The 24,452-nt window shown below is 41.1% G+C and carries 26 protein-coding genes and 1 pseudogene; 14 read left to right on the top strand and 13 right to left on the bottom strand.

What is annotated here, in order from left to right; all coding sequences use genetic code 11:
• Nucleotides 1–162: 162 nt before the first annotated feature.
• From V7L07_RS29445 to V7L07_RS29435, 3 genes are all read left to right on the top strand, one after another.
• Entirely contained in the window at nucleotides 163–426 is a 264-nt protein-coding gene (locus V7L07_RS29445; RefSeq protein ID WP_334780126.1) for a type II toxin-antitoxin system ParD family antitoxin, read from the top strand.
• Nucleotides 423–719 (top strand): type II toxin-antitoxin system RelE/ParE family toxin, encoded by a 297-nt coding sequence (locus V7L07_RS29440; protein WP_335062762.1) that lies wholly within the window; start codon nucleotides 423–425, stop codon nucleotides 717–719. The genes V7L07_RS29445 and V7L07_RS29440 overlap by 4 nt, the downstream gene beginning before the upstream one ends.
• A gap of 170 nt (nucleotides 720–889) precedes the next feature.
• Nucleotides 890–2,098: an ABC transporter substrate-binding protein gene (locus V7L07_RS29435; RefSeq protein ID WP_335062761.1), complete on the top strand. Its 1,209-nt coding sequence runs from the start codon at nucleotides 890–892 to the stop codon at nucleotides 2,096–2,098.
• Nucleotides 2,099–2,324: 226 nt separating this feature from the next.
• Here the strand turns inward: V7L07_RS29435 and V7L07_RS29430 are convergent, their stop codons facing one another.
• From V7L07_RS29430 to V7L07_RS29420, 3 genes are read right to left on the bottom strand one after another with little or no spacing between them, the layout of a single operon-like run.
• Nucleotides 2,325–2,465 (bottom strand): hypothetical protein, encoded by a 141-nt coding sequence (locus V7L07_RS29430; RefSeq protein ID WP_335062759.1) that lies wholly within the window; start codon nucleotides 2,463–2,465, stop codon nucleotides 2,325–2,327.
• On the bottom strand, nucleotides 2,462–2,605 hold the full coding sequence (locus V7L07_RS29425; protein WP_335062757.1) for a hypothetical protein: 144 nt from the start codon (nucleotides 2,603–2,605) through the stop codon (nucleotides 2,462–2,464). The genes V7L07_RS29430 and V7L07_RS29425 overlap by 4 nt, the downstream gene beginning before the upstream one ends.
• A 21-nt stretch (nucleotides 2,606–2,626) precedes the next feature.
• On the bottom strand, nucleotides 2,627–3,109 hold the full coding sequence (locus V7L07_RS29420; RefSeq protein ID WP_179065562.1) for a tetratricopeptide repeat protein: 483 nt from the start codon (nucleotides 3,107–3,109) through the stop codon (nucleotides 2,627–2,629).
• A 1,239-nt stretch (nucleotides 3,110–4,348) separates the two neighbouring features.
• On the opposite strand from V7L07_RS29420, the gene V7L07_RS29415 reads away from it, so the two are divergent.
• Complete coding sequence (locus V7L07_RS29415; RefSeq protein ID WP_335062756.1) at nucleotides 4,349–4,738, top strand: DUF2294 domain-containing protein; 390 nt, start codon at nucleotides 4,349–4,351, stop codon at nucleotides 4,736–4,738.
• On the opposite strand, the gene V7L07_RS29410 is transcribed toward V7L07_RS29415, so the two are convergent.
• Both V7L07_RS29410 and V7L07_RS29405 read right to left on the bottom strand, forming a co-directional pair.
• Nucleotides 4,735–5,118, bottom strand: a complete 384-nt coding sequence (locus V7L07_RS29410; protein WP_335062755.1) for a response regulator — start codon at nucleotides 5,116–5,118, stop codon at nucleotides 4,735–4,737. The two genes, V7L07_RS29415 and V7L07_RS29410, sit on opposite strands and share 4 nt — an antisense overlap.
• Before the next feature lie 444 nt (nucleotides 5,119–5,562).
• Entirely contained in the window at nucleotides 5,563–6,879 is a 1,317-nt protein-coding gene (locus tag V7L07_RS29405; RefSeq protein ID WP_335062753.1) for a CCA tRNA nucleotidyltransferase, read from the bottom strand.
• Nucleotides 6,880–6,965: 86 nt separating this feature from the next.
• Between V7L07_RS29405 and V7L07_RS29400 the strand changes: the two genes are divergently transcribed.
• On the top strand, nucleotides 6,966–7,214 hold the full coding sequence (locus V7L07_RS29400; RefSeq protein WP_335062751.1) for a Ycf34 family protein: 249 nt from the start codon (nucleotides 6,966–6,968) through the stop codon (nucleotides 7,212–7,214).
• 561 nt (nucleotides 7,215–7,775) lie between these two features.
• The gene (locus V7L07_RS29395) at nucleotides 7,776–9,212 is read left to right on the top strand and encodes an esterase-like activity of phytase family protein (RefSeq protein WP_335062750.1); all 1,437 of its coding nucleotides are present in this window, start codon (nucleotides 7,776–7,778) and stop codon (nucleotides 9,210–9,212) included.
• 304 nt (nucleotides 9,213–9,516) lie between these two features.
• Here V7L07_RS29395 and V7L07_RS29390 read toward each other — a convergent pair whose 3' ends face one another.
• Together V7L07_RS29390 and V7L07_RS29385 are read right to left on the bottom strand one after the other, a co-directional pair.
• A complete protein-coding gene (locus V7L07_RS29390) occupies nucleotides 9,517–10,317 on the bottom strand; it encodes an RMD1 family protein (RefSeq protein ID WP_335062748.1) in 801 nt (266 codons plus the stop codon).
• Nucleotides 10,318–10,361: 44 nt separating this feature from the next.
• The gene (locus tag V7L07_RS29385; protein WP_335062746.1) at nucleotides 10,362–11,303 is read right to left on the bottom strand and encodes a glycosyltransferase family 2 protein; all 942 of its coding nucleotides are present in this window, start codon (nucleotides 11,301–11,303) and stop codon (nucleotides 10,362–10,364) included.
• A gap of 382 nt (nucleotides 11,304–11,685) precedes the next feature.
• Here V7L07_RS29385 and V7L07_RS29380 point away from each other — a divergent pair, with 382 nt between their 5' ends.
• The 5 genes from V7L07_RS29380 (at nucleotide 11,686) to V7L07_RS29360 (ending at nucleotide 17,106) form a co-directional block, all read left to right on the top strand.
• Complete coding sequence (locus tag V7L07_RS29380) at nucleotides 11,686–12,660, top strand: cation diffusion facilitator family transporter (RefSeq protein WP_335062744.1); 975 nt, start codon at nucleotides 11,686–11,688, stop codon at nucleotides 12,658–12,660.
• A gap of 105 nt (nucleotides 12,661–12,765) precedes the next feature.
• On the top strand, nucleotides 12,766–13,005 hold the full coding sequence (locus tag V7L07_RS29375; protein WP_335062742.1) for a hypothetical protein: 240 nt from the start codon (nucleotides 12,766–12,768) through the stop codon (nucleotides 13,003–13,005).
• Between the two features lie 39 nt (nucleotides 13,006–13,044).
• Nucleotides 13,045–15,015, top strand: coding sequence for an alkaline phosphatase (locus tag V7L07_RS29370; RefSeq protein ID WP_335062740.1), 1,971 nt, complete (start codon nucleotides 13,045–13,047; stop codon nucleotides 15,013–15,015).
• A gap of 74 nt (nucleotides 15,016–15,089) precedes the next feature.
• Nucleotides 15,090–15,599, top strand: coding sequence for a PEP-CTERM sorting domain-containing protein (locus tag V7L07_RS29365; RefSeq protein ID WP_335062738.1), 510 nt, complete (start codon nucleotides 15,090–15,092; stop codon nucleotides 15,597–15,599).
• A 304-nt stretch (nucleotides 15,600–15,903) separates the two neighbouring features.
• Nucleotides 15,904–17,106, top strand: coding sequence for an argininosuccinate synthase (locus tag V7L07_RS29360; RefSeq protein ID WP_335062736.1), 1,203 nt, complete (start codon nucleotides 15,904–15,906; stop codon nucleotides 17,104–17,106).
• Between the two features lie 187 nt (nucleotides 17,107–17,293).
• Here V7L07_RS29360 and V7L07_RS29355 read toward each other — a convergent pair whose 3' ends face one another.
• A complete protein-coding gene (locus V7L07_RS29355; protein ID WP_335062734.1) occupies nucleotides 17,294–17,926 on the bottom strand; it encodes a DedA family protein in 633 nt (210 codons plus the stop codon).
• A 489-nt stretch (nucleotides 17,927–18,415) separates the two neighbouring features.
• On the opposite strand from V7L07_RS29355, the gene V7L07_RS29350 reads away from it, so the two are divergent.
• On the top strand, nucleotides 18,416–18,772 hold the full coding sequence (locus tag V7L07_RS29350; RefSeq protein ID WP_335062732.1) for an STAS domain-containing protein: 357 nt from the start codon (nucleotides 18,416–18,418) through the stop codon (nucleotides 18,770–18,772).
• A gap of 990 nt (nucleotides 18,773–19,762) precedes the next feature.
• Here V7L07_RS29350 and V7L07_RS29345 read toward each other — a convergent pair.
• From V7L07_RS29345 to V7L07_RS29335, 3 genes are all read right to left on the bottom strand, one after another.
• The gene (locus tag V7L07_RS29345; RefSeq protein ID WP_335062730.1) at nucleotides 19,763–20,323 is read right to left on the bottom strand and encodes an Npun_F5560 family protein; all 561 of its coding nucleotides are present in this window, start codon (nucleotides 20,321–20,323) and stop codon (nucleotides 19,763–19,765) included.
• Between the two features lie 421 nt (nucleotides 20,324–20,744).
• Nucleotides 20,745–21,101: a 30S ribosomal protein S6 gene (rpsF, locus tag V7L07_RS29340; RefSeq protein WP_179065663.1), complete on the bottom strand. Its 357-nt coding sequence runs from the start codon at nucleotides 21,099–21,101 to the stop codon at nucleotides 20,745–20,747.
• Between the two features lie 120 nt (nucleotides 21,102–21,221).
• The gene (locus V7L07_RS29335) at nucleotides 21,222–21,416 is read right to left on the bottom strand and encodes a hypothetical protein (protein ID WP_335062728.1); all 195 of its coding nucleotides are present in this window, start codon (nucleotides 21,414–21,416) and stop codon (nucleotides 21,222–21,224) included.
• Between the two features lie 69 nt (nucleotides 21,417–21,485).
• On the opposite strand from V7L07_RS29335, the gene V7L07_RS29330 reads away from it, so the two are divergent.
• Nucleotides 21,486–22,259, top strand: a complete 774-nt coding sequence (locus tag V7L07_RS29330; protein ID WP_335062726.1) for a fumarylacetoacetate hydrolase family protein — start codon at nucleotides 21,486–21,488, stop codon at nucleotides 22,257–22,259.
• 3 nt (nucleotides 22,260–22,262) lie between these two features.
• On the opposite strand, the gene V7L07_RS29325 is transcribed toward V7L07_RS29330, so the two are convergent.
• Together V7L07_RS29325 and V7L07_RS29320 are read right to left on the bottom strand one after the other, a co-directional pair.
• Nucleotides 22,263–22,739, bottom strand: a complete 477-nt coding sequence (locus V7L07_RS29325) for a Tic20 family protein (RefSeq protein ID WP_335062724.1) — start codon at nucleotides 22,737–22,739, stop codon at nucleotides 22,263–22,265.
• A gap of 81 nt (nucleotides 22,740–22,820) precedes the next feature.
• Complete coding sequence (locus tag V7L07_RS29320) at nucleotides 22,821–23,018, bottom strand: hypothetical protein (protein WP_334910738.1); 198 nt, start codon at nucleotides 23,016–23,018, stop codon at nucleotides 22,821–22,823.
• A gap of 564 nt (nucleotides 23,019–23,582) precedes the next feature.
• On the opposite strand from V7L07_RS29320, the pseudogene V7L07_RS29315 reads away from it, so the two are divergent.
• Nucleotides 23,583–24,452, top strand: a pseudogene (locus tag V7L07_RS29315) (hypothetical protein); the annotation flags it as partial.

Below are 24,452 nucleotides of genomic sequence, written 5' to 3'. Positions count from 1 at the left end.
GCGATGCTTTACGACCGAATGAAGGTCATCACTTGATATTATCCCTTGCTTTGACGCAAGCAAACTCAACATTTTCTAACATATCCTAATATTTAAGTGGTATAACATATAGAAAATTGCTAAAATAATCAAATATTGGTACTCAAAATATACGATGAATAAATGAACATATCGCTTAATCCTACTCACGAGCAATTTGTTTTATCTAAAATTGAAAGCGGGAAATACGCAAATGCAGACGAAGTAATTGCTACTGCATTGCAATTGTTGGAAGAACACGACCAATATACTCTTTGGTTAAATGATACTCGCCAAAAAGTAGCAGTTGGTTTGGAAGAAATTGAACGAGGTGATGTTCTAGATACCGAAGTTGTCATTAACCAACTTAAAGAGAAATTGCTTCAAAAACGCGAGGCTCAAAAATGAGTCGTTCCACTATCTCTCAAACTGCAAGCAGAGATTTGGTTGAAATTTTAGATTACTTTGTAAATATTAATATTGAAGCTGGGGAACGTTTCATACAGGAGTTTGAGAAAAAGTGCAAAAACATTGTAAATTTTCCAAATATGGCGCGTAGTTACGAAGATATTGCTCCCTTTTTACGAGGAATCCCTGTCGATGGTCATATAATTTTGTATAAAGTAATCGAAGATGAAATTACAATTGTCCGTGTTGTTAGTGGAAAGCGAGATTTGAAGTCATTGTTTTCAGATTATTAATTTAGTTGTGAATGCGATCGCAACTATCAGAGTTGTTTGTAAAATTACTGCATAAGGAAATAAACTGCGTTAAATCCATTTGCTTTGAGTGAATAAAACCGCCATGAGTAAACCAGAAATAGCCGCAGCGATAAAAGCAACGGCTGTGATTTGCAATGTAATTAATAATTATGAAAAAAGCGTTCATACATCAAACTGCCTTACTATTTACATACTCTATACTGCTGGTAGCTTGTGGTAAAAGTGGCGGTAATGATGCCAATTCTGCGAATCATCCAAATGCTATTCCTATCGGTATTGCCTTTGCACAAACGAGCAATATAGCATTACTTGGTCAAGAGGGAACTGATGGAGTAAAAATTGCTGAAAAGTATTTTAATAACAAAGGAGGTATTAATGGTAGACCAATTAAATTAGTCTATCAAGATACTAGTGGCGATGAAGTTGGAGCTATTAATGCTTTTCAAACTTTAATTAGTAAAGATAAAGTTGTTGGTATTATTGGCCCTACCTTATCACAACAAGCTTTTAGTGCCGATCCTGTAGCAGAACGCAATCAAGTTCCAGTTATTGGGGCATCAAATACTGCTAAAGGTATTCCCGAAATTGGTGATTATGTGGCTCGTGTTTCTTCGTCTGTTGCCGTTGTCGCTCCTTATTCGGTGAAAGCTGCACTCAAGCAAAATCCTAAAATCAAAAGAGTAGCTGTATTCTATGCTCAAAATGATGCTTTCAATAAGTCGGAAACAGAAATATTTCAGAAGACAGTTAAAAATTTAGGATTGGATTTAGTTACAGTTCAAAAATTTCAAACTACAGATACCGACTTTCAAGCTCAAGCCAGCGATGCTATTAATTTAAAACCAGATTTAGTGATTATATCCGGGTTAGCTGTAGATGGAGGTAATTTAGTTAAACAATTACGAGAACTTGGTTATAAAGGAATAATTGTTGGTGGCAATGGTTTTAACACATCTCATATATTTTCTGTGTGCAGAGCGCTTTGTGATGGCGTGATTGTGGCTCAAGCTTATAGCCCTGTATATCCCAGTGAAATTAACATCGCATTTCGCAAAGCCTACCTTGAACAATATCATAGAGAACCACCCCAAGTAAGCGCTCAAGCTTTTGCTGCTTTACAGGTATATGTAGAAGCTCTGCAATCTTTAGATAAAAAAAGCAACATTAACAAATTGAAACTACCACAGTTGCGTACAGAATTGAATCAGGAATTACTAACAAAAAGCTTTCAAACTCCTCTCGGTGAAATTGCTTTTACACCAACAGGTGATGTAATTCAAAAGGAGTTTTATGTTGCCCAACTCAAGATGGAAGCAAATGGTATAAATGGTAAATTTTCTTTTTTAAGCATAAAATAGTTGCGAGATTACCGAATTGGAAAGATAGTTGTAGCGACACTTTTGATCGTCGGTAAAACCATAGCTAGCTTCTAGTAATGGCCAATAATGTTAGCAGCAGCAGAGACATAAATTGCTTTGCCTTTAAGATCGGCAAGGGTTTTAATTGCTGGGTTGGGATGTGCAATCAGACACCAGGGGTCTTTCTGGAAAATTGCTGTGACTGTGATTTTGGGAATATTTTGTGCTACGCGTTCAAGGTATCCATGCCATAACCCATAAAGAAATCTACCGCACTCCCCATCAACAATTGAGTACCAATCGCCTGATAAAATCCACCATGTTCTGCTTGTGCTATCCAGTTTGTACCAAAGGTAACTTTATTCAACTGAGAACTGCTAGTTGACGGTTGGTTGCTGTTAGTACAAGCAGCAATAACGCTGCTACCAATGCAGATGGAACCGTATTGAATAAAATTGTGGCGACTAAGGCGACGAATTGCTGTTGATGAGGTGATGACGGATTCATAAAACAGTATAATTTTCTCTCCTATCTGCCGTTGTAGCTAAATCTAAATGTACATTCTAGAATCAACTTTTGATTCACTAGCGAATAGGGCTGAATTTCTAAAGCGCGCTGAAAGGCTCGGATAGCCTGACTATACTCTCCTAGTGCGGCATAACACAAGCCCATACCATGAAGCGCACCAAAATGTATTGGATTTATCTGCACAACCATCTGACAATCTGCTAGAGATTTTTGATAATCACCAACACTGTAATAGAGGAAAGCCCGACGATTCCAGGCTTCAGCAAAGTCTGGCTGGTCTTTAATTAGTGCTGTCAGCGCTGTTTCAGCTTCAGCAATTTCGCCTGCATCCAGTAATTTTTGACTGCGGTCAATTATTTCCAGCCCATAAATTCCCTTTTGCTGAAACCAGATCCGCCAAATTTTTCTGGTTGCTTTGTCCCGGACTGTGGCATCGGGGTTTTTTAACTCTTCAAGTAAGGAATTGATAGATAAAGAATCCATGAATTTGAAATCAGTGAATATACCTTTGTATTAACTTTCTCACAAAATATATCGATTAAATCATTTTTAAAGTCATCTTTAAATTTGCAGCGATTAATTGCTATTTATGAATTTTCTGTGTTCTTGACCGTATTCAGCAATGTGACTAATACCATGCTAGATATTTATAGTCTTGCAGAATAATTTAGAATTCAGAATCCAGGAATTCAGAATCAAGATGCTTACCAATACGGTTAAGTTAGGGCAAGAGACGTGAGAAATCGCGTCTTTAGCGATCTAGAATTTTCATCAAAAAACTTTAACGGAACCGTATTGAGATGCTTATAGACTTGCTTTCTCGTGTCCGTGAACGTCTTGAAAATTTGGCTTAAACCCCCTAGACTCATGCCCAATGCCCCAAGTTGGCAGCTATCCCTCTCCATGCCACTTGCGGGATGGAGTTTCCCGCCGACTTCCAATGAATTCGCCAATACTTAAGTTTGGTTCTCTGATATGAGTAGAACAGGGAATTTTGGATAGATGCTGGGGTTGATGCTATAAGCACGGGTGAGGCATATTTTTTTATACCATGAAAAAAGCTAATTCTTGGATTGGGAGATGCAACGCTTAGGAACTTCCAAATAAAAAAATACCCAAATTGGATATTTATTTCTTGGCGATTCTCTTATTTTACACTCAATAAGCTGATTCCCTATGAGAGCATGTTTTAAAAGTATTAGGTGAATAGAATTCGCTACTACACAAAACTTAGTCCACGGAGGTGGACTAACAGAAAATCAAGGATTTTTAACCCACGGAGGTGGGTTTTGTTTGTGTAGCCGCGACTTCCAGTCGCCTGTGAGTAATAAATTAGACTTTTTAAACAACCTCTGAGTAAATGATGAGCAATGCAGTAGAGGACTTCCAAATAAAAGAATATTCAATTAACTCTTGTGGGGTGGGCGGCACGATAGCCATATTATGAACTGGGCACTCATGTTGCCCACCCCACAATATTAGATAATTTATTTCTTGGAGTTCCCTAATTAGCCCAACACTGCCCAAATCGTTGATTCACAAATTTTACCTTAGTCAAATTTTTAAGTTTTTTAAAATAAATCCATAGCAAATAATCAAGTTAATCCACTAACTTCATACACAATATTGATTAATTCTTTCTGACAATTTTATAATCGTCTACTATAATGTTGAATACTTCGACTCCGAGACTCGAATGATAAATATTAAATCATAGCTACTATGGTACAAGCGAATATTGGAGAATTAGAAAGAGAACTATCACAGCAGATCATCAAATTCTATAATGATAGGATAGGTAAGCCTCCTAGCCAAATTATTTGCCATTTTTTTGATACTGAAATTGTCATTTCTCTAGAAAACTCAGTTACCCAAACTGAAAAAACTCTACTGAAGGGAGGTTATGATAATTTAGCTGAACAAGTACGATTATATTTAGAGAAAATAATTAAACCAGAATTAAAAAGTTTGATTGAGGAAATTATTGGTAAGCCAGTCCTTGACCTCATGATCAAAACAAATTTAGCAACAGGTCGTACCGGAATTATTGTGGTTTTTAATCAATTGTCTGAGGCTCACAATCCCGAATCTATATCCCAAAGTAAATGTTAGGAATGTGGCTGACTGATGTGGCGATTGATTACTACTTCTAATTGATTAAAATCATAGGGTTTAGTAATGCAATCATCAAATCCTGTGAGCATTGGGGATGCTTCATCTTGTGCTATTGTTAGAGGTGCTACTGCAATGATTGGGATAGTAGCAGTTTTTAAGTCGTGTTTGAGGTCATCAATGACTTGGTTAGCACTCAAATTAGATAGCATCATATCTAGCAAAATCAAATCTGGTTGATGAGTTTGTGCCAATACCACTGCCCTCACTCCTTGTTTAGTACAAATGCATGAGAAATTTAACGTTCCTAGATGAGAATTAAGTAGTTCTAAATCATGTAGACTCTGTTCTACAACCAAAATTAAAGGCTGTTCATTCATAAGCAAGCAGTTAATCCTGTCCAATAAAGTCTACGCATAAAGATTCCATCTATCAGGAAAATATAGAGGTCTTTTTTTACAGCAAGTAATTAAGTAAATGTACGAGGATGTATTCAGGTAACTAACTTAAGGCATAAAACGAATAGGCTGGTGTATAGTCCATTAGGTTGCTTATTTCCACTGAATTTTAGGGGATAATATAATAATATAAGCATAACGTCAAGCAAATATTAGCATAACTAATGTATGTATTTGCAAAGGTTGACTAAAAGAATTGCGATTTTTTATTAAGTAGGTAACACGTAAAGGACTTGGGGTTGGGGATTTACCAGCCTTACGCAAAGATGCCAAAATTGTGTAAGTGTATCCCGCACTCCAACAAAGGTTAGCGATCGCCCCAGGCATTGCATTAAGGTAATATCAGTAGAAATGGATTAAGTATATTTAACTATCAAGTAACTGACGTGCAAGAGCGATCGCTTCTATTGGTGTTGAGACTTTCCCCTCAGCTTGTGCTATGGCAATTTCTTTCAACAATTGGCCGATGATTGGCGAAGCCGGAATATCTAATGCTATAATCAACTCCTTCCCGCTCAGTAGGGGAGTGGGATGAGCGACCAGATCATCAGGGTTCAGGTAGCTGTTAATTAAAGATGCTAAGACTTGCCAGCGTTTTGCTTTGGTTTCCTCTATTGTAGCGACTGCTGGGTGTAGTAGCTTGTCAGCAGATATCGCCTCTACGAAATTATCAACTGCTACAGCTAGCACTGCCGTGGCAGGAAACACAATATCTGCATCATAGAATAAAAAGTATTGTTCTCGTAAGGACATATCCACTACTTGAAACTGCGGTAATAGTTTCAGTGCAGTGGTTACACCCCGGATTTCGGCACGACTATAAGTTAATTCCTGTAGCTCTATTTCTGCTAATTCTGGATCTGGGTTGACTAGACTTGCAAGTTTGGCAATACCTAACCAAGTGGTTTTGATCGTATCGCGGACAGACTCTTGCAGTTGTGCGCCTAGTTCTTGCCAATTTTGTGTAAGTAAAGCAGCTGCATTGTCAACTGCTGCTAGTTTGAGTAAGCTTTCACGGGTGGCGTTTTTGAAGAAAGGAGCAAGTAAACCATCTTCCCAAGCGCTTGTAATCCAAGGAGTACCCAGAGAATTTGCCAGTAGATAGCCAATTTCTACCCTAAATCGTTCGGCTGCAATTGTGCTGATATGTGATGCCAAAGAGCGAATAGCGGCTTGGGTAGCTGGTTCAATAGTAAAACCTAGCTGGGCAGCTTGGCGATAACCTCGCATTAACCGCAAAGGATCGTCTTCTAGGTTTGCGGGTGAAACCATTCGCAAAATGCCCTGTTGTAAGTCTACACAACCTTGCAGAGGATCGATAATTTCTTGCGTATGGGGATTATAGGCGATCGCATTGACTGTAAAATCCCGTCTGTGCAAATCAACTTCTAAGCTATCTCCTTCCTGTTGGGCAAAATCGGCTGTAGCGTTGGGAAAAACCACACGGGCAATTTGTCGCTCGGCATCAAGTAGTACAAAACCAGCTTTATAATGATGAGCGATCGCTCTCGCTACCTTTACCGCCTTAGATGGGATAACAAAATCTAGATCCAGATATTCGCGAGTTCTGCCAAGGATGGCATCTCGGACAGCGCCACCTACCATATAAGCTGGTTGTGGCAGAAATTCCAAGCTAAAAGGCCAATTTTCGGGAGCTAGGCTAGAAGGAACTGATTCGTGCATTGTAATAAAAATCAACCCATCAACTCATGAATAACAGTTGGGCTTAAGTTACATTAACAATAAAGGCCCCTGGAGTTGGTTCTATTATGTGTATTTGCGTGAACTGCCACTATGTAGACAGCTGTGTTACCTATCATGCCGTGGAAGGGCAGCACCAACAGCCTCACTTGACTGAAACACCAGATTTTGATCCGAATGAACCTTCTATCAATGTCAACATTCGGACTCAACATGATGTAATTGAAATGGAATGGGATGTTGTTGGTTGTCTGAGCTTTAAGCGGGAAACTGGTAAGTGGTCAAAGTTGCGTCCTGGTGAATTAGTGCCGACTTGATAACTCAAGAGTAGTATGTTATACTCGCGCTCATTAATAACAGAACCTTGACAATTAAATCACAAGTTTCCTGTTGAAATAAAAAGTATTCATTTTGACTTTGCACACGTAAGTTTTTCGCGGGGGTATGGCGATCGCTCAAACCATGATTCTTTCGTTGATCCCCGCGAAAAGCTTTCTGGGTAAGCTTTTGAGAAGGGTTTACTAGGGCTAAGTTCTCAATAAGCTACACTTATTGACAGGTAAATTAGACCCCCCGCGAAAATGGGTATCTGTAACCCTGTCTGCATAAGGCTTCTAAATGGGTAGGGTTTTAATTCCTTTACCCCTCACGGGGATGGAAACAATAGATAAACAGGATCAACATTCCAGAGGATAAAGTTTTAATTCCTTTACCCCTCACGGGGATGAAAACTTAATAGTGGTGGGCATCAGCCATTCCTACATTAACCTTTGCTTAATCTTTGCTTAAAAATAGCTTAATCATTAGGCATAGATAATGAAAAAGTGAAAAAAATACAATATCCGTAAGCAAATATTGTACCTAGTAGGAATACTGATATGCTCAAGAGAAATCTCTTTCTGTTCTTGTTAGCATCATTTTTTGTTGCCCCCGCAGCCAACGCAGATGTTAAGCTGATCGCAATTGGAAGCCTGAGTGGTAATATCAGCGATCGCTCCCAGAAAACCTCCGCTCCGCTCGAAAATGGAGTTGCAGGAAACCTCCTTGGTGGTTTTGGGTCAGGACTGGCCTATGCGGGTCGTAACACCTTCATTGCAATCCCAGATCGAGGCCCAAATGCCAAGGCATACAATAGCGCTGTGGATGATACAACATCCTATATCAACCGCTTCCAAACTATCACTGTGGAACTCGAACCAAGTCGATCTCCTTTAGGGTTGCCCTTTACTCTTACTCCTTATTTAGTTGACACGACTCTGCTATCCAGCAATAAGCCTCTTTACTACGGTACTGGCGTAGGACTGGGAGTGCCTAATGGTTCCCCTGCCCTGAATGCCAAGAATACCTACTATTTCACTGGACGCTCAGACAACTTCGACCCCACTCAGATATCGACCAATCCCAATAATGCCCGTTTTGATCCTGAAGGCGTGCGTGTATCCAATGATGGTAAGTCCGTCTTTATCTCTGATGAATACGGCCCTTATGTGTACCAATTCGATCGCAAGACAGGTAAGCGCATCAAAGTCTTTACACTCAACAGCAAGTTCGCTGTCAGCAATCTAAATCCTGTTGGTGCTAAAGAGATTAGCGCTAACACATCTGGACGTGTGGCAAACAAGGGTATAGAAGGACTGGCGATTACTCCTAATGGCAAGACCCTAATCGGCATACTGCAAAGTCCACTGATTCAGGATGGGGGTACTGATGGCGCTTACACCAGAATTGTTAAGATCGACATTGCAACAGGTGCTACTCAAGAATACGCCTATAAGCTAGATAATATCGGCACACCAGCTAAACCGAAATACCCGACAGTAAGTGAAATTTTATCCATTAGCGATCGCCAATTCTTAGTAGATGAACGAGATGGCAAGGGCTTAGGCGATGGCTCTCCGGCTGTCTTCAAGAAGATATATCGTATCGATCTGACCAATGCTCAAGAAGTCAGCAATATCACCGGGGCAAGCAACCTTGCGGGTAAAGAAGTTAGCAAAACCCTCTTCCTTGATGTCGTAGCGACGCTAACTCAGAATGGGATCAAACCAGAAGACATACCCGCCAAGCTTGAAGGTTTGGCTTTCGGGCCAGATGTGTTTATCAACCACGCGATCAAGCATACGCTCTTTATCAGCAACGATAACGACTTCGTTGGTACGATAACATCAGATCCTTTGCATCCAGCAGGTATCGACAACCCAAACAAGTTTTTCGTCTTTGCAATTGATGCTACTGACATTCCAGGCTTCGTACCCCAAAAGATTGAAGAAGAGCATGAATATTGGGGGTTCTGGGGAAGAAGGGGAAGAAGATAAGTAGGGAATGGCACTAAGTTAAGACACAGCCCTTACCCTAACTGCTTCCCAGCCTGGAGGCTGGGAACGAGACTACACGAGCTTTCGAGCTTTTCTTAGTGCCATTCGATAAGTAGGTAAGTATAAATAAACCCAACTACGTAACGAAATGCAAAATGCTTGAAATCCTTGCAGTTACTTGATTTTGCTTCACTCAGTTCATAATGACATAGTTATAAATTTTCTCGCCTACCTACTTAGTAGAAGTTGCAAACAATTCAGAGAAGCCCAAAACCCTGATGTAGAGACGCGATTTATCGCGTCTTCAGCCTTTAAAAATGATGTCGTACAGTGACAGCAGAATCTCCACCACAATCAGAATCACTACATACCACTCCACTCGCTGACTACTGCTATGCTGCATGAATTCCAGTACTGTTTGTGCTGTTTGGGTAATTAGCTCTAGTTTGCGTTCTAAGGCATTATGACGTTCACGGATTTCGTATTCATCCTCCAAGCGCAGATATAAGTTTTCTAGCTGTGGGGACTCCCAAAGCAACTCCGGCTTATCAATAATCTCTACTCGACCTACAATTTTATGTTGAACTAACAGCGTAGTCCCAAGTTGACGCAATAATTCCCTACTCTGGCGTCTTCCCCTGTGTTCACGCTGGAGACTAGCCGCAAATGGTTCAATTTGATCGAATACAGCCGCAAGGCTAGTTTCATAATGAGACAGCACAACACTCTTAGCGAGAATATCTGCGACTATCTGCAAGCGTTCTACACTAAATTCATGGAGAAAAATTTTTCCTTCCTTAACTCGCTCACTCTCCACAACGTTGAGATAAACTTCCACTTCTTCTGTTTCTGGGTCAGCAAAAGAGTCACTAACTTGAGAGGATAGTTTGGTCAAGAAGACTGCCTTTTCTATCGGCTCAAGATTAAACAGGACAACTGCACCATAGTCCAGCAGTACCGCACAGCCGTGTTCACCGACTGAAATCATTACTGGCATAGTCGCCAAGCAAATGTAATTCTCCAACGTCTGTAAGTTAATATCCTCACCAAGAAATAAGGCCTGCGCTCTAAATCTATCTCTGTCATTAAAAAGAAGTTTTTGCATTGTCGCTCTATGCTATATTCTGCCTGCTGATCTCAACTTTTCAATCACAATGTTTGCTGCATTTGAGCATAAGCTTCATAAACACCCTTCACGTTATACCAGTTGAGGAAGATTCGAGCAATTTCTAAAGCTAATTGCGGTTTACCTAAATTAATTAGCCATTGCAATAATGGAGCCATTGTCCGTTCATTCAGTACACCATTAAGTGAAAGAATACCCCAAAGTAAGCGATGCAGCCAAGTCATTTGAATCATCATTCGCACTTCCCATGTGGGATGTTTTTGATAAAACAAAACTCCCATACGTCCACGTTGAATTTCTTGGTCAATTAATCGGGGAATTTGTTCTAAGTTAAATGCTGGATGCCAGTGATATCCTACGGCTTCTGGACATTTAATTAGTGTCAAACCTAGTTTTTTGAGTCGCACACCTAATTCTAAATCTTCCCAGCCATAGAGTTGAAAGCTAGTGTCAAAAAGTCCGGCTTTCTCTAGCCAATGTTTGGGGATTGCGACATTTCCCGTAGCAAAAAAAGCTGCTGAAAAATCTGTGACTTTGTAGGGTTCAGCCGTTGGATTGTTGAAATTACAAGTATTAATAACTGCGCCGTAAGTGAAAAGGCGATCGCTCCCCAATTTCTCTTTCCCCTGCACTAAGGCGTTATCATGAGCTTGCAGGAAATTCTTCAGCACTACTAAATCACTATCAATAAAAATAATTGTGTCTCCCAGCGCCTCTTTTACCCCCAAATTCCGAGCCGCAGCTGGGCCAGCATGGTCTTGCTGAAACCAGCGCACATGGGGAAACTCTTCTTTGTGTTCTGCCAACCACTCCAATGTACCATCAGTAGAACCATCATCTACCAAGACAATCTCGTAATCAATAACCGAATTTGGCTGACTCAACTCCTGCACCTCCAAAGCGCGGAGGCACTTTTCTAAAATCGGTTGGCGATTATAAGTCGGTATCACAACGCTGAAAAACACAGTCTCCACCCACAACACTATTTATCCATCTCCAGAATAGGACAGATGGGGCGCTGACACTGTTCCTTAGTACAGCTTTGCATAAGTTCATAAGTTTTTTAAACGCAGAGGCATGGAGAAGTTAGTGCGCCCTTGCGGTTCCCCTTGGGACAAGCAACTGACGCATCGCAAGTTTTGATTACAAACAAAGTCATTGTGCAATTAGCAATAAATTATTAATAGGATATTTTCTGTAAGTTCATTTTTAACACAATTATTACCATTCCTTAAACTAAGCAAGATAACTTTTTAGAAGTTAATATTTTTCTGGTGTTCACATATTTGTGAATTTAAGCGGCATACCAATTGAGCGAATCCTGTACTGTAAAAGGCTTTTCTAGTAATGCTTTCACTTGAATGGTGTGGATGTGAACATGATTCGGCAAAAGCATTGAATAATCAGCAAAAATCTAAAGTATTGTGGCTAACAGTAGGTTTACTTGCTGTTTTTTTCATTGCTGAGTGGAGTGTGGGTTTATGGAGTCAAAGTTTATCTTTACAGGCGGATGCAGGACACATTTTATCGGATATTACAGCCTTAGTAATATCTCTCCTTGCTAGTTTTTTAGCACAACAACCAGCTAAGAAAAAAGCAACCTTTGGAAATCAGCGGATCGAAGTTTTAGCAGCCTTGTTAAATGGATTAGGTTTGCTGGCGATCGCTACTTTTATCATATTGGAAGCTATTCAACGCTGGCAACATCCAGCAGCCATTTTGGGCTTACCAATGTTAGGGATTGCCGTGTTAGGTTTAATCGTCAATCTGCTCAATATTATTTTGCTTCATCCCCACACTCACGACGATTTAAACTTGCGCGGGGCTTTGCTTCATGTCATCGCCGATACTGCTAGTTCTGTGGGCGTAATTATAGCTGCAATAGCCGTTCATTTTTGGGATTGGTGGTGGGCAGATGTTGTTATTAGTTTAGTAGTTGCAATTTTTACGGGTTTAAGTGCTTTACCTTTAGTGCAAGAAAGTTTAAAGATTTTTTTGGAATATGCACCAGAATCAATTGATCCCCTTGAGGTGGAAATATCTCTCAAATCTTTTCCTGGTGTTGTGCAAGTAGAAAAACTCCACATCTGGACACTTAGCTTAAATAAGGTAATACTTTGTGCCAACTTGACGGTTGAATGTACAACCATCAAAGAACGCGATCGCTTACTCAATAACTTGGAAAATCACATCCGACAAACTTTTCATATTGCTGAAATAACTTTGCAGCTAACTAGCTACAAAAAGCCATCATTAATGCCAATTCATCCTTTATTTAAACAAGATTTAGTATTTATGTTGTCTCCTAATAAAGCAAATTAATTTGTTTGTCTAAATTACTTAAATTAACATTTTAAAATCATGCTTATTGACATTGACTTTAATTGTCAAAGCATCGTGACCAGTTATTAATTAGGAGGTTTCCTGATGATGAGTTTCATGCAAAAATCCCCAATGATTTCATTACTGAAACAGTACAAACGCATCTTGGCTTGGTTCATATCTGGTCTGGTTTTGGCTGTTTTATTGTTCTTGGAAACATCAAATCAACAACCAGCAACCGCCTCTAACCCAAGTTATCCCACACCCTCAACTGTGCCAGATGTAACTTCTACATACTCAGACTTTGGTGCTACTCACCTAGAACCAAACTTTTATCAGTACTAACGGCTAATACTTGCTCAATTAATTCTAAGGCACATTGCAATGATTTCATTTTTGCGAAAGTACAAGCGATCGCTAGCTTTGACTATGGTCGGCTTGCTCTCTACCGTCCTACTCATATTTGGTAATTCTGTTTTTCAGCCGACTCTAGCCGCTGGTAATGGAGTTAACGTAATTATCATGATTGGCGATGGTATGGGTTGGAATATGGCCCGAGCCGCAGCCGTTGCCAAAGGCGCTCCTTTTTACACCAGTGGTAAAGGCTCAGGTCTGAGCTTCCAAAAGCTAAGTGGATATGGGCTGGTAACAACTTACGGCACAACAATTGAGGGAAATACACCAGCCAATCCAACAGGTCAACCCCACCTAACAGGTAACTCTGCTCTAGATGGATCTAATACACTCACAGGTGTAAGTCCTCTTCGTCCCAACTTTTCATTCAAGCCTACTCCTTTTAATCCAGGCGATCGCCTTGATGGCAACAGTTTAGCAGAAGGTAATCTCACAGGCTACGACCCTAGCAAGGGTGGTCCTCTTCCTTGGATTCCTCTAACCCCTGCTAATCCTGGTACTTATGACAAAGAGTACATAAAACACAGTTATCCCGACTCTGCTAACACCGCGACAACTCTTTATACTGGCGTAAAGAGCTTTAACAACGCGATGGGTGTAGACATTTACGAGAAAAAGTTGAAAACCATCCTGGAAATTGCCAAGGAAAATAATAAGTCTACAGGACTAGTGACTTCCGTACCCATTAGCCACGCAACGCCTGGTGCTGCTGCTTCTTTTGTGAATCGTCGCAGCAAATACGATAGTAAGTACGACCCCACCAAGACTAACCAAGACAGTATTCTGCAACAGACTTTACTAAACTTTCAGCCTAATGTTTTGTTGGGTGGTGGTCATCCGAAAGACTTTGACAATAAAAGTAGTACAAGTACTGCGGAAGGCGTCTTTAACTATACGTACATTACAGAAGACACTTATCAACATCTCAGCAATAACCCTACGTCAAATCGTTATGGCTATACCTTTTTGGAACGTGGGCCAAATGCAACTCAGACATTGCTAAATACGGCTGCTAAACTCAATCCAAATAAGGGAGATAAATTATTTGGTCTATATGGTGCGCGTGGACAAGAAGGCAACCTTCCTACGAGTTCTTCTAAGGGAGACTACAGTCTCACAGGTCTGAACAACGGCTCGCTCTATAGCTCTGTTGTTAAGAGTGTAAATCCCTGTCCATCAGGTCAAATTATTCCTGGTACATCTGGGGATTGTGTTCCTGTCGTTGACGCAGCAGGAAACCCAGTTAGTGGCCCTACACCTGATACTGTCCGTCCTCTGGCTCCCGGTGAAACCGATGCTAGCTTTATTGCCAGAGAGATTAACGAAAATCCGACTTTGGCTGATCTGACCAAAGCAGCTTTAACAGTTCTAGGTAAAGACAAAGATGGTTTTTGGCTAATGGTTGAGGGAGGCGATATCGATTGGGCTGCTCATGACAACAACATGGATAACCTAATTGGCGCTATGAATGATTTTGATAAAGCAGTCCAGCAGGTGATTACTTGGGTAGAAAATCATGGTGGTTGGAGTAAGAACCTACTACTGGTTACTGCTGATCATGACCACTATCTAACTCTGAATAATGATTTTGCCTCTAAATTGACTCCTAATCCTGACCCGAATCAGGCTAGAGGCTTGAAGTATAACGCCAAAGACATCACCTTCAACAAGCACAATCCTAGAGAAGCTGGTCACTTCTGGGGAGCCGATCCAAATTACAAGTACCTCTGGGGTAGCCATAGCCGCCGGATTGTACCTGTGTACTATCAGGGTGCTTATTCATCAACCCTGACTCGATCTTTTGGACAAAAGCTTCAATTCACAGATAGTTCTGGTACTTACACTGCGCCCGGTGTTCGGGGTGTGGTCGATCAGAGTCATATCTTCCAAGCGATGAAAACTGCGATCGCAAGTCCGCACCACTCACGAAATACTAACTGACAAGCTTTGTGTTGCAGAGACTTGGTAACACGCGTCTCTGTCTCAAAAAATGGTTCTTTTATCAATGTAAAAAAATGACTGACTCCATCTTCAAGAAGTTAGCCGCTGCAACGGTAGGAACTGCTTTGATTTTTTCCTTAAGTGAGACTATCCCCGCCCAAGCAGTAGCCCTAACTTATAATTTTTCTAACAACGATAAAACTCTCACAGGCACTTTTTCATTCGACCAAGCAGCAGCAGCAGACGATCAAGAAGTAACCATCGCCGAAGGTTTAAAGATTTCTGCTACCTATGGTGGACAGTTATACACTGAAGCGGATGATCCTTTAGCGTCAGTTTTCACTGACTTTTCAGGAAAAATTTTGAACCAAGCGGGGTTAGGGTTGTATTTTACACCTAGCACTTTTAATGTCTACCGTGATAGTTTTATCGATTTGAATGACTCCAGTAGTGCGGGTGTTCAAACCGTCACTTACACAAGTGTTCCAGAGCCAAGTTTGATGCTGGGATTGTCTGTATTCGGGTTGAGTTTGTTCTTGGGTAAAAAGATCGGATCTTCTAGACCATCAAGCACAAAAGCTTAAACCAGATTATCAAGAATAAACTGTTAGGCGGTTTATTTGCATCTATCTAAAACAGGGTGGGATTATCCACCCTGTCAATTTTTCACATTTATTGAGTCTGGTGAAAACTGATACAAAGCAATATAAAAAAGTTTTATCTAGAAGCGATCGCAATCCTATGTAATTTATGAAAATAGCAAGGCTCAGATTCCCGACTTCTCTAAAAAGTCGGGATTTTTATTATTCAGTTGCATGAATAAAATATACATGGATTAGTTTAGATATAATAATGACTCATTGTTTGTTGTCCTAACTGGAGAAATTAATGGGTCGCGCCAAAAAGGTTGTCCTGGCATATTCTGGTGGAGTGGATACTTCAGTTTGCATCCCCTACCTCAAACAGGAGTGGGGTGTGGAAGAGGTGATTACCCTAGCAGCAGATTTAGGTCAGGGAGATGAATTAGAGCCAGTTCGAGAAAAAGCTCTGAAATCCGGTGCAAGTGAATCCCTCGTGGCGGATGTCAAAGACAGCTTTGTTAAAGATTATGCCTTTGGAGCGATTCAAGCTAACGCCCTTTATGAAAATCGTTATCCTCTAGGCACTGCCCTCGCCCGTCCACTGATTGCTAAGGTATTAGTAGAAACAGCCGAAAAATATGGTGCTGATGCGATCGCTCACGGTTGCACTGGCAAAGGTAACGATCAGGTTCGCTTTGATGTCTCTGTAACCGCCCTGAACCCCAACCTGAAGATTCTCGCACCAGCCAGAGAATGGGGGATGAGCCGTGAGCAAACCATCGCTTATGGTGAAAAGTTTGGTATTCCCTCACCAGTCAAAAAATCTTCTCCCTACAGCATTGACAAGAATTTGCTCGGTCGTAGTATTGAAGCTGGTTTACTTGAAGATCCGTCATTTGAGCCACCAGAAGAAATCTATGAAATGACCAAAGCGATCGCTGACACTCCCAATGAGCCAGAGTACATCGAAATTGGTTTCCAAGGTGGTATTCCGACAAGCATCAACGGTATAGCGAAAAAGCCAGTTGAGCTAATTGAAGAACTCAATCAGCTTGCAGGCAATCATGGCATCGGCCGGATTGATATGATTGAAAACCGTCTGGTGGGCATCAAATCGCGGGAAATCTACGAATCACCCGCGATGTTGGTGCTAATTCAGGCACATAGAGATTTAGAAAGCTTGACTTTAACGGCAGATGTCACCCATTACAAGCGCGGCATTGAAGAAACTTACAGCCAAATCGTTTACAACGGTTTGTGGTACAGTCCCCTGAAAGTTGCACTCGATGCTTTTATTCAAAAGACACAAGAACGAGTCTCTGGAAGTGTGCGAGTGAAGTTGTTCAAGGGCAACTCTACGATCGTTGGGCGTTCGAGCGATAATTCCCTCTACACTCCTGATTTGGCAACCTACGGAGCCGAAGACCAATTCGATCACAAAGCCGCTGAAGGCTTTATCTACGTTTGGGGATTACCAACTCGCATTTGGTCGCGGCACGCTAAAAGTTAGGAGTTAGGAGTTAGGAGTTCAAAAAGCAAAATACAAGAAGTGAAAGTTAAAAGAAATAATTTTTCACTTTACCATACTCAGTGCTGAGTGCTGAGTAAGAAAAAGAGTACTCAGTAAAATCATCGCAGGTATTTGCCCCGCCCCTTGTGGGCGGTCTTTCAACTCAGCACTCAGCACTCCTCCCTCCTCACTCCTCACTACTCACTTCCTTAACTTGGCGAGACTCTAGCCACAGGGGCACAATAATTAAGGCAGCGAGGATCAGTAACGCTGCGATCGCAAATTGACCCACCCAAGCAACCAATTGTTCTAAAGAGACAACTTTGCCAGCAAAAAAAGCTAACGTCACCATCAAACTAGCCCAAGCAACTGCTCCTAAAAAGTTGTATAAAAAGAATTTTCCAAAGGGCATTTCAGCTATACCAGCTAGTGGTGCAGCAAAAACTCGTAACAATGCCAAAAAACGTCCAAAAAATACCCCTTTAGCAGCATTTTGACTAAATTGCTCTTTAATGCTTAGTAGTCGCACTTCCGAAATCCGAAAAATGCTACCAACTTTTACCAGAAAAGCCCAACCGCTAACTCTACCAATCCAGTAGCCACAAGTGCCACCAATGACAGCACCCATAATTGCGTCACCGAGAACCAGCCAGAAATTTAGTTCATCGCTGCCAGCTAGAAACCCGCCTACTAAGGTCACGGTTTCACCAGGAAGGGGAATGCCTAAATTTTCTAGCAAAATTCCCAAGAAAATTGCCCAATACCCGTAAGTGTGGGCGACTTTCTGGATATTTTCTAGTGAAATCAGCTCTAAAGACATCCCGCACCGCCGTCTTTACAAATTTTTACTTTTACTACATCTTTGCTTGTTTTTGAGTGGGGTGTCAATCAAACCACTAGATTCATTCATTAAGTCATTAGTTTAATTCTGCCCTATCCATAACTTATAGTCTATGGTAACTATCAATTTTCGACTATTAGCGGTGTGATTCTTGAAATTTATTACCACAAACTAAATATTTATTAAAAATAGAATAAAAAATTTATAGAAAATTTATAAACTTGAAGTTTAATTATAAAAATTTTGTAAAAGATACGCTTGATACCGAAATTATCAGACCCTTATGCCTATATTGATGGAAGTTATCACAAATTATACGGCATGAATACTGAAATAATTTCTTTCAACTATACGACTGCAATTGCCCAAATATCCGGGTAAAACAGTCATTTTGTCGTTGAAAGAAAAGAAGTATTGATGTCTTTTTTCAGTTTTTTTGTCAAGTGTTCCAATTACCCTGTTAAATTCATGGCTCTCACACAACAAGAATTTCCAGTGATTTTCTTTAAACCCGAAGGAAGCATAGATTTGGAAGGCGGTAAGGCCTTAAGTGAACAGATGGCTGGAGTTGTACCTCAAGCTCATCAACTCTGGATTATCGACCTCACAGAGGTTAATTTTATGGACAGTTCTGGATTAGTCCCTTTAGTCAAAGGGTTAAAAGCTGCACGCCAGAGTGGTTGCCGCTTGGTTTTATGCAACGTGCAAGCTCCTGTACGGTTAATTTTGGAACTTACCCAACTCGATACAGTATTTGAAATTTTCAATACTTACCAAGACATTTTTACTACCGTCAAAGATAACAGTCTGGTGCTAGCAGGCTAACTAATAAATCTACCGATAGAAGGATGGTAAAGTCAAGCAATATTTGTATTTTTTCACATTCTCCAAGATAACAGTCTGGTGCTAGCAGGCTGATGTTCTTTTTTTCTAGAGAAGAATGTTGAAGAAAACTCATGGTTTTGAGCGAGATGAATGAATCTGCTTACTGCAAACCATCTACCAAATAGGATGTTTGAAAAGTACTATTGCTAACATGGCAATCTCATAAACCTAACCCCTAGCCTTCTGAATGGCAGGATGGTTTCAGAAAAATTAAAACCGGGTTGCAAAGCTTCTCTCCACCTCGGAGAGAGCTTTGGAGATGGGTAAAAATTTATGGCTCTAAACGATAAATAAAACAAGAGTCAGAATTGGTGAATACTCTACCCATAAAGGTATAGAGTTTTCAAGCGAGAATATTTTAATTTTTTTCGCCCACCAGGGGCGAAAGCGCGTAGCGGGACGTACCCCTACGAGGATCTTGCTACGCGGTAGCATCTCTAAGAGTTGTATGGTTTTAACCAATATTTATTTCCCACTCGTACAGAATTCATACTGTTAGCGGTAGCGGGGCGTTTAGCCCATTCTGACTCCTGAGTTCTGAATTCTTCTTATAAAAGCTTCTATCTTTTTCTTTTTTCGGATGAAACCACCCTGCCTTCCCGATCGGGGAATGGGGGTTTCAAAGCATTTCTTTGCTTGCCTAACGGCAGGCTGATACCAACAGGGAGAGCAATGAATACAAGTAGGGTGTTTGGTATGTATGCTCTACTACTTTTCAAACATCCTCTTAAAGCAGACAATAGCAAAAATCGGTCAAAGCAAATGTAATTCTTGCTGACACTCCCCAATCTTTTAAAGACAGGGATTTTCAAATTACAAATTACTCTGAGCTAATTTTTCTAAGTAGAGCGGCATAAATAATTAAATAGTCTCCAAAATCCTTTGCCGCAACAATTTCTTACCTCTTAAGGTTCCACCATAATGGTAATATTAGGCATTCTGGGGAGTCGAAATGTTAGTTTGTTCGGATGCTGGACGGGGAAAATTTGGCAGATCAATACCGCTATGACTAGCATTGCGAGTTTTGAGTGCTAAACGGTAACTCACGCTTTGCAGTTCTGCTTGTAATTGGCGGTTTTCGCGTTGTAGCATTGCTACTTTTTCTCTGACTGGCGTCATCCGCTCCTCAAACTTCCGTCGGTAAATTTGAGGCAACTCTTGTACTACTTGTTCTAACATCCGAGTGCGATCGGTGAGTTCTTGAACTGACTGTCGCAATTGATAAATTTCGGAGTCACGAGTTGTAATTTGCTCTTGGTAGAACCCCACCTGCTGCTCTACAGCCTGGAGTTGTTCTTGCAAAGCGTGTAACTGGCTTAAATCTTGTTCAATATCCGGCTGTGGGGGCATAAAACTAGTATTGCCCTTTACCAGCCGGAAAAGTTCTTGAGATAGTTGTTGTACTAATTGATCGCGAAGTTGCAACTCTTGGCGTAGCTGCGATACTTCGGTAGATAGAACTTGAATATTCGGTGTATCAGATTGGATCACAGTAGCTTAAAGCTCCCATTCAGAATCTTGTCCACTCTTAGGTATAACTGCGGGAGTACTACCTTTGGCAAGTATTTGTTAATTTAGCATTCCCAAACTAGTCACGTCGCTTCGCTCCGAATTCAAAATTCAAAATGACGCTCACAGATTCGCTCTAAGCGTTCGCGCAGCGTCTCGTAGAGAAGCCATGCCGCAGGCTTTACGCTGCGCTAACAAAATTCAAAATTAATGATTCCCATAAATTTAGGGGCTTGTATCATGAGCCGTTTTCGGTCATGAGAAAAGAAAAATACAAAATTTTATTGAATGGGATTTGGGGATTTGGGGATTGGGGATTGGGGATTGGGGATTAATTATTTTTTCCTCATCTCCCTGCACCCTGCACCCTGCACCCTACTCCCTACTTCCTACTCCCCATTCATTACACTGTTGCAGTCGCAGCTACTTTAGTGGGCCTTTCCTTTTCCTCTTTAGGAGGTTTTTCTTCGGCAATTTCTTGCTTAACTGTCAGATAGCGAATTACTTCTTCACTCAAGCGCATGGCACGTTCAAAGGGAGCGATCGCAGTTGCCGGGGCACCGTAGTTTAATTGGATGTAGATGCCATCGCGATGTTTTTTGATTTCATAAGCCAGACGACGCTTACCACGATTTTGAATTTGGATATCTTCAGCGCCTTGATCGCGAAGCAAATTCTGATATTTAGTAACTGCTTGCTCTACCTGTTCCTCTCCGAGGTCAGGACGCAGAATGTACATTGTTTCGTAACTTGTAGTCATATTTTCCAATTTCCTCATGGACAAAAGTGGCTGCTGATGCTAATTTATACCTTTTTTACATTAAAAATGCCAGTATAGATCAACATCTGAAGCAACAAGGAATTATAATCTTACCAGTTTTCAATTTTGTTTCATTAGCCAAATCGCCAAAATTTGGATTTTTTGGATGCCCATAATGAAAACTAGGTCGGGAGGCAACCCCGATATTTCTTTAGCAAGATTGATCGAGCTATCAGCTTTGTCAAAGGTTATCTTTTTGTGAAGGCATCTATAGCGGCGATCGCTTTTTTGCTCAAGGCTCAATTGGTTCGTCAAACAGCTAACTGAACGATTGCCACCTGCTTACAGCTTCTAATCGCATATAAAAGGATATTCATTAAGGTTATGGCGCAGCGCTACGTGCGAATTCAAAATCCAGAAGGACAGATTTATTATGGGTTACTACATCTCTCCCTGAATGTGCAGGTGCTAGATGCTCCGCCCTGGTTACATGGACAACCCACTGATTTAACTTTAACACCAGGAAATTACCAAATTCTGGCTCCCTGCGCTCCTTCAAAAATTGTGGCGGTAGGTAAAAATTATGCAGATCATGCAGCCGAAATGGGAACTCCAGTACCTTCAGAACCATTAATCTTTCTCAAGCCACCCACGTCGATCATTCCATCTGAGAGGGAAATTAAATATCCTCCCCAGTCGCAAAGAGTTGACTACGAAGGAGAGTTAGCATTAGTGATTGGCGATTACGCCTTTGAATGCACACCAGAGGTAGCCCAAACCAAAATTTGGGGCTACACCATCGCTAATGATGTCACAGCGCGGGATTTACAAAAAAAGGATGGTCAATGGACGCGAGCCAAAGGTTTTGATACTTTCTGCCCTTTGGGCCCTTGGATTGTACGAGAATTAAATCCTGGAGCGAGATTACAGACTTTTGTAAATGACGACGTTAATCCAGTCCAATCTGCTTGTATCGATCAGATGGTGTTTTCCCCCGATGTTCTAGTTTCCTATATCAGTCAGGTGATGACGTTATTACCCGGTGATTTGGTGCTTACAGGTACACCAGAGGGTGTCAATCCATTGCATCCAGGCGATCGCGTCCGCGTTGAAATTGAAGGTATTGGTCGCCTGGAAAACACTGTAGCGGTTCGTTAACTTCTAACGCACCTGCATATACACTGCATCGGAAATCGCTGGAATTTCGGCATAACGTCCGATCGCAGATTGAATGACTGAATATGCTGCTGCTCCCACTATGCCGATAAAAATGGTTGTGGATAGGGTTTGGATTGCAAAACCACCAGCGGGAATTAGTCCCACAACATCAGTCAGGATGCCAAACAAAAAGATAATGATGTCCAAAAGGATTGCTTGCATGGTGTTGAAACGAATAAAGTGACTAATTTTTTCGTTTCTCACTACCAGCAAAAATAAAGCAAAGAAAATAATCATTCCTGCATAACGTACACCATAGTAAATATTTAACAATGGCAAAAGCGGCAGAAACAGCAGTTGTAGTGGTGGAAACTCTGAGAACAAATATCTACCAAATACAAAAACTTCAACTAGAGGAAGCAAATAAGGCAAGGAAGCAAAAATCCGATCTGAAACTGTTGTAGACCCGCGCCAAGACATTATGCGTTCTCCTGTGGTTAAATTTCTATAGTCACTTGAGCTTAGGATAACGCAGTTGCTTGGTTTTGCTGACAAATTCAACTATTCTATATGGGCAACGCGAAAGCCCATCATGCACTCATACTGATCGGGCTGCTGTTGAGTAAGTTTGCGAATAGCTTGACCACAGCGCAGTTGACCACCACGCCAACGTGGTTGACCGCTCCCGTCAGCGAGTAAACAAGACTGACAAACTTGCTCAGGGGCAAGGATTTGATCGTCCATTAAAATGACTAACATCGAATCCCTCCTGTAAATCCTCATTGTCAAACAATTTTGGATTTTAGATTTTGGATTTTGGATTTACCCCATAGATATATCTAGGGTTAAGCTAGGGTTAAGTGTTGTGATTGGCGATCGCAGATGACACTTAAGAGCCACATCCTACCTCTTTGTAGCAAAAATGTGGGCAATTACGTATTCAATAAAAATTGTCAAGTGAATCTGAATTTATTGTACGTTGTGTACATTGCAAATTGGACATTGTAGTAAAAAATAATACAAAAATCTTTGTAATAAGTTGGGCAGATACAGCCAAGGGTATCCACTGAACCCTGTTAATTTAGCACTTGAGAGTGTCAAACTTAATATTCAGAAAATAACAAAAGCTTTATCCACAAGCAACATGGCGAATCTTTGAAATTTCCTTGACGTGACTGGTGAAAGTGTGATAATTCAAGTCAGTAAAACTGAGTTAACTTGATAGCCATTTAAGTGATGCATTTCTAAAATACTGAGGTAAACTTGCAAGCAAGTTAATACACAATATTACTCAGCGGCTCGTCGGTCTGGGCATCACTTACAATGGAACACTGGCAATTTCTGATACAGAAACAAGGCGCTCGCTCGTGGCATATCCTAGAATCGCCAAATTTGGAAATTTTGGAAGGACAGTATAGAGTTTTGGCTCGTTCTAGCCTTCCGAATACAGATGTGGAAGTACGGGTAACTCACTCTTCAACCCAGGAAGTTCAACCAACGCGGCGAATTTTCAAGCGATCGCGTCGCACTAACTCAGAAGGCTTAATGGCGGTAATTCCTTTTACCTACTTCCAGGCGGGAGTTTGGGAGTTGCGCTGTTCTGGTGATTTGATGTCGGATCTGCTGGGTAAATCTTGGCAATACAAAGTCCAAATACAAGTTTTGTCTCAAGAAGAAGAGGAGGCGAAGCAGAGGGAGAAGTTAGAATCATATTTACTCGTTCAGCAAAATACTGTTTCTGAAAATCTGGAATGCACTGCCCCAGCAAAACCAGATGTGATCGCTGTTACCGCAGAACTGGTAATTGGAGAACTGGAATCTACTATCCCAGCAGAACCCGCAATTAATTTCGATAATGCGATTGCTGTTACCGCAGAACTGGTAATTACTGGAGAACTGGAATCTACTGTCCCAGCAGAAACCGCAATTAATTTCGATAATGCGATCGCTGTTTCCGCAGAATCGGTAATTACTGGAGAACTGGAATCTACTGTCCCAGAAGAAACCGCAATTAATTTCGATAATGCGATCGCTGTTTCCGCAGAATCGGTAATTACTGGAGAACTGGAATCTACTGTCCCAGCAGAACCCGCAATTAATTTAGATAATGCGATCGCTGTTTCCACAGAATCGGCAATTACTGGAGAACTGGAATCTACTGTCCCAGAAGAAACCGCAATTGATTTAGATAAT

It is taken from the genome of Nostoc sp. (assembly GCF_036916985.1).
GTDB lineage: Bacteria > Cyanobacteriota > Cyanobacteriia > Cyanobacteriales > Nostocaceae > Nostoc.
The sequence above is the reverse complement of the archived record's forward strand: the minus strand, read 5'-3'. Positions and strand labels throughout refer to the sequence as shown.

Excerpts from the sequence above, each read along its gene's own strand:
- V7L07_RS29375 (WP_335062742.1), top strand. The coding sequence starts at position 12,766 with ATGATGAGTTTCATGCAAAAATCCCCAATGATTTCATTACTGAAACAG.
- V7L07_RS29420 (WP_179065562.1), bottom strand. The coding sequence starts at position 3,109 with ATGGATTCTTTATCTATCAATTCCTTACTTGAAGAGTTAAAAAACCCC.
- V7L07_RS29325 (WP_335062724.1), bottom strand. The coding sequence starts at position 22,739 with ATGTCTTGGCGCGGGTCTACAACAGTTTCAGATCGGATTTTTGCTTCC.
- V7L07_RS29415 (WP_335062756.1), top strand. The coding sequence starts at position 4,349 with ATGGTACAAGCGAATATTGGAGAATTAGAAAGAGAACTATCACAGCAG.
- V7L07_RS29405 (WP_335062753.1), bottom strand. The coding sequence starts at position 6,879 with ATGCACGAATCAGTTCCTTCTAGCCTAGCTCCCGAAAATTGGCCTTTT.
- V7L07_RS29445 (WP_334780126.1), top strand. The coding sequence starts at position 163 with ATGAACATATCGCTTAATCCTACTCACGAGCAATTTGTTTTATCTAAA.
- V7L07_RS29410 (WP_335062755.1), bottom strand. The coding sequence starts at position 5,118 with ATGAATGAACAGCCTTTAATTTTGGTTGTAGAACAGAGTCTACATGAT.
- V7L07_RS29365 (WP_335062738.1), top strand. The coding sequence starts at position 15,090 with ATGACTGACTCCATCTTCAAGAAGTTAGCCGCTGCAACGGTAGGAACT.
- V7L07_RS29350 (WP_335062732.1), top strand. The coding sequence starts at position 18,416 with ATGGCTCTCACACAACAAGAATTTCCAGTGATTTTCTTTAAACCCGAA.
- V7L07_RS29380 (WP_335062744.1), top strand. The coding sequence starts at position 11,686 with ATGCTTTCACTTGAATGGTGTGGATGTGAACATGATTCGGCAAAAGCA.
- V7L07_RS29355 (WP_335062734.1), bottom strand. The coding sequence starts at position 17,926 with ATGTCTTTAGAGCTGATTTCACTAGAAAATATCCAGAAAGTCGCCCAC.
- V7L07_RS29330 (WP_335062726.1), top strand. The coding sequence starts at position 21,486 with ATGGCGCAGCGCTACGTGCGAATTCAAAATCCAGAAGGACAGATTTAT.
- V7L07_RS29395 (WP_335062750.1), top strand. The coding sequence starts at position 7,776 with ATGCTCAAGAGAAATCTCTTTCTGTTCTTGTTAGCATCATTTTTTGTT.
- V7L07_RS29425 (WP_335062757.1), bottom strand. The coding sequence starts at position 2,605 with ATGAATCCGTCATCACCTCATCAACAGCAATTCGTCGCCTTAGTCGCC.
- V7L07_RS29370 (WP_335062740.1), top strand. The coding sequence starts at position 13,045 with ATGATTTCATTTTTGCGAAAGTACAAGCGATCGCTAGCTTTGACTATG.
- V7L07_RS29440 (WP_335062762.1), top strand. The coding sequence starts at position 423 with ATGAGTCGTTCCACTATCTCTCAAACTGCAAGCAGAGATTTGGTTGAA.
- V7L07_RS29320 (WP_334910738.1), bottom strand. The coding sequence starts at position 23,018 with ATGTTAGTCATTTTAATGGACGATCAAATCCTTGCCCCTGAGCAAGTT.
- V7L07_RS29390 (WP_335062748.1), bottom strand. The coding sequence starts at position 10,317 with ATGCAAAAACTTCTTTTTAATGACAGAGATAGATTTAGAGCGCAGGCC.
- rpsF (WP_179065663.1), bottom strand. The coding sequence starts at position 21,101 with ATGACTACAAGTTACGAAACAATGTACATTCTGCGTCCTGACCTCGGA.
- V7L07_RS29360 (WP_335062736.1), top strand. The coding sequence starts at position 15,904 with ATGGGTCGCGCCAAAAAGGTTGTCCTGGCATATTCTGGTGGAGTGGAT.
- V7L07_RS29435 (WP_335062761.1), top strand. The coding sequence starts at position 890 with ATGAAAAAAGCGTTCATACATCAAACTGCCTTACTATTTACATACTCT.
- V7L07_RS29400 (WP_335062751.1), top strand. The coding sequence starts at position 6,966 with ATGTGTATTTGCGTGAACTGCCACTATGTAGACAGCTGTGTTACCTAT.